Source organism: Bradyrhizobium pachyrhizi, from assembly GCF_001189245.1.
In the GTDB taxonomy this organism is placed as follows: Bacteria; Pseudomonadota; Alphaproteobacteria; order Rhizobiales; family Xanthobacteraceae; genus Bradyrhizobium; species Bradyrhizobium pachyrhizi.
This window is the reverse complement of record NZ_LFIQ01000107.1, coordinates 34,877-40,260: the sequence shown is the minus strand read 5'-3', so window position 1 is coordinate 40,260 and position 5,384 is coordinate 34,877. Positions and strand designations below refer to the sequence as shown.

6 protein-coding genes and 1 pseudogene are annotated in these 5,384 nt (G+C 65.6%); 1 reads left to right on the top strand and 6 read right to left on the bottom strand.

All coding sequences use genetic code 11. The features are described from left to right. Positions 1–1,062: cytochrome c peroxidase (locus tag AKL29_RS27390; RefSeq protein WP_244482455.1), on the bottom strand; the 1,062-nt coding region annotated here is incomplete at its 3' end. Continuing rightward, entirely contained in the window at positions 1,059–1,844 is a 786-nt protein-coding gene (locus AKL29_RS27385; protein ID WP_028333649.1) for an EfeM/EfeO family lipoprotein, read from the bottom strand. The genes AKL29_RS27385 and AKL29_RS27390, both read right to left, overlap by 4 nt. A 298-nt stretch (positions 1,845–2,142) precedes the next feature. On the opposite strand from AKL29_RS27385, the gene AKL29_RS27380 reads away from it, so the two are divergent. Further along, on the top strand, positions 2,143–2,580 hold the full coding sequence (locus AKL29_RS27380) for a prepilin peptidase (RefSeq protein ID WP_063616551.1): 438 nt from the start codon (positions 2,143–2,145) through the stop codon (positions 2,578–2,580). A gap of 25 nt (positions 2,581–2,605) precedes the next feature. Here AKL29_RS27380 and AKL29_RS27375 read toward each other — a convergent pair whose 3' ends face one another. The 4 genes and pseudogenes from AKL29_RS27375 to AKL29_RS45645 all read right to left on the bottom strand — a co-directional run. After that, positions 2,606–3,247 carry a hypothetical protein gene (locus AKL29_RS27375; RefSeq protein ID WP_244482454.1) on the bottom strand — a complete coding sequence of 214 codons (642 nt, stop codon included), beginning with the start codon at positions 3,245–3,247 and terminating at the stop codon, positions 2,606–2,608. Continuing rightward, positions 3,247–3,810 carry a type II secretion system protein GspM gene (gspM, locus tag AKL29_RS27370; RefSeq protein ID WP_028352112.1) on the bottom strand — a complete coding sequence of 188 codons (564 nt, stop codon included), beginning with the start codon at positions 3,808–3,810 and terminating at the stop codon, positions 3,247–3,249. Before gspM ends, AKL29_RS27375 begins: the two co-directional genes overlap by 1 nt. Then, the gene (locus tag AKL29_RS27365) at positions 3,807–4,880 is read right to left on the bottom strand and encodes a PilN domain-containing protein (protein ID WP_050386315.1); all 1,074 of its coding nucleotides are present in this window, start codon (positions 4,878–4,880) and stop codon (positions 3,807–3,809) included. Before AKL29_RS27365 ends, gspM begins: the two co-directional genes overlap by 4 nt. Next, positions 4,880–5,384, bottom strand: a pseudogene (locus AKL29_RS45645) (type II secretion system protein GspK); the annotation flags it as partial. The gene AKL29_RS27365 and the pseudogene AKL29_RS45645, both read right to left, overlap by 1 nt.

The window sequence follows — 5,384 nt, the reverse complement described above, 5'->3', positions numbered from 1 at the left end:
GCGGCCGATCGTGTCGACCGCCAGCGCGACGATGTCGTTGTCGCCGGCCGGAATCGCGGTCGCGAGCACCGTCGAGAAATCGTTGATCTCCTTCAACGTTGCACCGGCGCCGTCGCGTTCATAGGGCTGCACGCCGTCGCCGACCGCCGTGAGATAGGCGACGAGGTCGTCCTTGTCCTGCGCCGAGAGGTCGAGCTGAAAGGTCCGGTCGAAATAGTCGACAACCTGGTTGTAATTGTCGAAGCGGCCGTCGTGAAAGTACGGCGCGTTGAAGTCGGCATTGCGCAGCGTCGGCGTCTTGAACAGGCCGCCGGAACCTACGTCGTGCTGCTGGTGATCGACAAAGCCGGACGACGGAACGTGGCATCCCGCGCAGCTCAATGATGGATCGTGCGGGAACGGCTTTGCGAACAGCGCTTCGCCGCGGCGCTCCGCGTCGCTGATTTTGCCGGCCAGCCGTCCGGCAGGACCAAGGCTCGGATTGGGCAGGAAGTCGATGTCGTGAATATACGCCACGATCGCATCGAGCGTTGCCGGCGACGGCTCAGGACCTGCGAACTCGTTGGTGATGACGTTGTGGACGAAATCGCGCAGCGAGGCGAACCGGCCGTCTGCGCCGTAGGGCGCAAGATAACGGGCGCCACGCAGGCTCGGGATCCGTACGGGATCGAACGCCAGATTGTTGGCCTTCGGATTGAACAGCGGACCGGTGGTGTCGAACGTGCCGGGACGGCTCGACATCTTCGGCATGAAGAATTTGGCGTTGTTCGCGCCATTGACGTGGCAGGTGCCGCAGCTCACGCCGGCCTGCCGTGCCACGTCACCGAGCAGCCCCGGCGAATTGAACGCGAGATCGCCGAGATTCACCAGATACGACTTGGTTCCGGTCCGCTCGGACTGGAACACCTCGCGCGGCTTGTCGAGCGCATCCTCGTTCAGCTCGGTCGCGACAGGCAGCACGGTCTTGTCACCGTCGACCGGAAATGCCACCGCACGCCCGAACAATGCCAGGGCGATGACACCGGAGAGCAGCGCAGCCAGACGCAGGTGAAGCGATGTCATCGCGCCTGGGCCTCCAGTGTCGGCCGCTGCAGCCCGAGCTTTGCCGAGGCGCTCTGCAGCGCAACCACCAGTTCCTCACTGGTCTGGCGCAGTTCGGCAATGTTGACACGCGGCAGGTCGGGCGTGGCGACAATCGCTTCGAGCTGCTCGATCCGGTTGGTCACCATCTCGTCGAGCTTGCCGTCGACCGTGTTGAGCGCGGCCGAGAAGATCGTGTGGTAGGCGAAGTCGATGCCGGCGATGTTGTTGCGCATGTCGTCCAGCGAGGTGCCGCTGATGCGCGACTCGCCGCCATCGGCCTTGCTCTCTCCGACTTCGTAGGCGAGCCGCACCGTGCCATCCAGAAGACCCTGCGGCGTCAGCTTGATATCCTTGAGCTTGCCGTGGAGATCGTTCAGATGCTCGGCAAGGCCGGTCGCATCGGTGGCAACGTCGGTGCTGGCAGCTCCGAACAGTTTCGCCTCGATGGCGTGGAACCCGCTGTCCGCGTTGGGCCAGGCGTCGATCTGCGCATCGAGCTCAGGCACGAAGCCTGCGGTGAACACCTCCGAGCGCTCCCAGCCGGCGCGCGCCGACAGCCAGGCCTTCTTCGCTCCGGGCAAATCCGCCGCCGCGGCGCGCTCGCGAAGCGCACGCGCGCCTGTCAGCGCACTGGCGACGCCCTCGATCAAATATGGCCGGTAGCGCTCGGCGCCCTCCTCGAGAGCACCGGCATTCGCGCCGCGCACGCCTGCGAACGCCGCCAGCAAAGCAAGGCACGCCGCCACTTGCATCTTGTGCATAGTCAACCCACTCGTCTGCCACGAAGGGCTCGCGGCATGTAGCGGGGCGAACTATTGTCGGTATCCTATGCGGATTTGTGACAGCGCGGACTTTTTGTCGCATCTTTTCTGCTCCGCGATCGTCGATGACGATCACAATTTTGCAAACTCGTTCGCGCTGCTGCAGACGGATTGAAATTGGACTGTTCAACGCGCGTGAGTTGTTGCAACACAACGTCCGCATCTGTCACACTTGTCCGTCGCCATGCAGATTGATCGCGAAGCCCTCTATCTTATCGGATCTTACGGCGCGCTTTGCATGTTTTGCTGCGCCGTCGCGCTGATCGATCTTCGCCACGGCATCATCCCCAATTGGCTGAACCTTGCGATCGCGGCGCTCGGTCTCGCAAACGTCGTCGTCGCCGAAGGCACGATGGCCGCCGTCACCGCCATGGGAATCGCGGTGCTGGTCGGCATCGTGTTCCTGCTATTGCAGCGTCTTTACTTCGCCTTGCGGCAAGTCGACGGATTGGGACTTGGCGACGTCAAGTTTCTCGCCGCCGCGGCGATCTGGGTCGGCGCGACAGGGATTCCGACCTTGCTGCTGATCGCGGCACTCGCGGCGCTCGGTGTTGCCGGCGGCCTGCAACTCGCCGGCCACGAGATGAAGCGCCAGACCTCGATCCCGTTCGGCCCGTTTCTGGCGCTCGGGCTTCTCGTGACGCCGGCCCTTCAGAGCTGGCTCGCGTTGAACTAGTCTAGCATCTCGGTCCGACGCGCGGTCACATCTGGCGCCGCGCGGCCAAGGGCTTCCTCTCCGTGCTGACCGGAACCAGGCGGACATCGCCGCTCTCGTCGCCGCCGGGCTGGGGCAATGTGAGCACGGCGCCCTGATCGTCCTTCTGCATCGTGACTTCGCGGCCGTTGATGGACCGCAGCTTCCATCCCTGGAAGTCATCGCCGATCTTCAGCCGCAGCGCCGTCTTGGTCGACTGATCGAGAAAGATCCCGAAGCTTTCGTCATCTCCCGCGATGGTGCCGACCAGCGACAGCGGCGGTGGCTCGATCGCGACCTTGCGCGGCGGCGGCGCTGGTTTGCTGACCTCCGGTTCCGCAACGACGGCAGGCGGCGGCCGCCGCGACGGCGAGAACACCGGCCGGTCGCGCGTGTTGGACAGCGTCTTGAGCGGGATGCCCCACAGCGGATTGGCGCTGATCGGCCGGGGCGTCGGTGCCGGCGACGGAGCCACCCGGACCGACGTCGCCGGTTCGGACGGTGGCGATGAACTCAGCACCGGTCCGCCGAGACGGGTATCGTCGAGCATCCCGGCGTCCAATGCATCGCCGGACGGGGCAGGCACCGCAGCCGGCGCCGAATAGGCCGACACCGCCAACAGCACGATGATCGCTGCGAAGCGTCGCATCATTTGGCTCCTCGCCATTGTCCGGAGACGCCGAGCAGCACGCGCAGCTTGCCGGGATCGGCGCCCTTGGCGGCCTCGTCGGCGACCGGTTGCACGATCAGCTGGTCGATGAACAGGAACGGCATGCCGGCTTCCAGATCGTAGAGCACCTGCTGCAATTGCGCCTGCTCGATCTCGCTGCTCGCGACCATGCTGATGAAGCCGGCCTTGGCCGGCGCGTTGGGAACATCGAGCTGCGTCGACAGCACATTGCCACCGGCCTTGATGACCGCGCCCGACACGCGTTGCAGCAAGGTGGCGCCGGCCACCGTGACGGTCGCGCCCTCGAGATAGGCCGAGCCGGTCGGCATCGCCGGCTGACCGGGCGCGGCGTTCGCCCTAGATCGTCCTTCCAGTTGCTCCAGCATTCCGGCCGCTGCCGCAACATCGCTGCGCAGGCTGATGATGTCCGAGAGCGACGAGATGACGACAAAGAGCAGCAGCACGAACAGGCCGAGATAGCTCGCGGTCGCGACCATTGGCGAGGTGCTGACAGCCGTCAGCGATCGGGATGCTGCGCTCATGAGCTGGACCCAAAATAAGCAGTGATGTTGGCCTCGACGTGGAACCGCTCGGCCGATTCATTCGCCGCGCGCGTCGTCGGCGCGAAAAACGTCGCGCGGGTGAATTGCGGCGACTGCTCCAGCAACCGGATCAGGGATGGCGCATCCTGCGTCAGTCCCACCACCTGCACCTTGTTGCCCTCGATGCGAAGCTCCGTCACATAGGTCGTGTCGGGCAGCACGCGCGAGACCGCTTCCAGAACCATGACGCTCGACGGCGTCGTCTGCTTGCGCTTGGCCAGCAGGCCGAGCCCGGACGAGTCGACATTGGCATCAAGACGCAGCGCGGCGCGGCGCTGCGCGATCCGGTGTTGCAGGTCGTCCTGCTCGGATTGGAGCCACCCGCCGAGATAGATGTTCAGCAGCAGCGAGACTGCGGCCGCGGCCGCCGTCGAGACCAGGCCGACGCGCAACAGGCGCGGAACCGAGGGCCCGGCAAGGCCGCGCAGCGACCTGTCGAGCAGCGTCACCTGCTGCGCGGTGCCGTCGCCGCCAACCGCCGGCGCGAAGACCGCGACGGAGGCGGCGCCGAACATCCTTGCCATCCGGATCAACGGATCGACCTTCGTCGCCGCGGTCGCGCCGAACGCGACTTCGATGCGGTCATTGGCGATCGGCTGCGGCGAACTCCAGCCAAACACGGCATCGGCGGCGCTCCACGGTGTCAGCCGGTCGACCTGCGCGCGGATCATGCCGTCAAGGAAGTCGCTTGCCTGGTTCGGGAAATCGAGCACGCGGCTGACGATCTGATCCGATCGCAAACGCACCTCGATGCGACTGCCGTCGAACGCGGTCTTCCACTCCGCTGGCAGCGCAGGCTGCGGCGCATCGTGATCGAGCCGGAACGAAACCGGCATCGAAGGCGAGCCATCCTTCGGGGCCGCGAGGCGGGCGGTGAACGTGCCGTCGCCATTCTCGTCGAGCTCGATGCTGCGCCGGCGCACGAACCTGCCTGCGACGCCGTCGACGGCGGTCGCGACCGCGCCGATCCATTGCTCGAACCATTGCCGTGCCTCGGCAAGCATTGCCATCATCCTCTCTTGCGCAGCAGAACCGGGTTTCGCGGCTCGACATCGTTTTGCCAGGACAACACCCGATAGGGCTCGACCTTGTCACCGAGTGCGATCACCGCCTCGGATGTGGTGCGGTGACCGTTGCGGAAGCGGATCGAGATTGCGATCCGGTAGCACGGGCTCTGCGCCGTCGATGCCGCGCTTTGCTGGTTCGGGGCCTGCGTTGCGGCAGCGATGCCGTTCGGCGAAGCCGGGCGCGCCCCGAAGCCATCCTGGTCCTTCCCCGATGCCTTATCGACGGCGAGAGCGACTTCCGGTGCGGCGATGGTCGGATCAACATCCGGACCGCCGTTGAACACCGTCACGAACGGCAACACGCGATCGACAAACGCTTCGGGGATGCCGGCGACCAGCGCCAGCTCGTTGACATGGGTGAACAGCCCCTGCCGCGGCGAATAGCCAAGCGCGTTGTAGCGCGCCGCCTCCACATTCTCGCTGCCTGGTGCGGGCCGGGTTCGCCAG

Excerpts from the sequence above, each read along its gene's own strand:
- AKL29_RS27385 (WP_028333649.1), bottom strand. The coding sequence starts at position 1,844 with ATGCACAAGATGCAAGTGGCGGCGTGCCTTGCTTTGCTGGCGGCGTTC.
- AKL29_RS27365 (WP_050386315.1), bottom strand. The coding sequence starts at position 4,880 with ATGGCAATGCTTGCCGAGGCACGGCAATGGTTCGAGCAATGGATCGGC.
- AKL29_RS27375 (WP_244482454.1), bottom strand. The coding sequence starts at position 3,247 with ATGCGACGCTTCGCAGCGATCATCGTGCTGTTGGCGGTGTCGGCCTAT.
- AKL29_RS27380 (WP_063616551.1), top strand. The coding sequence starts at position 2,143 with ATGTTTTGCTGCGCCGTCGCGCTGATCGATCTTCGCCACGGCATCATC.
- gspM (WP_028352112.1), bottom strand. The coding sequence starts at position 3,810 with ATGAGCGCAGCATCCCGATCGCTGACGGCTGTCAGCACCTCGCCAATG.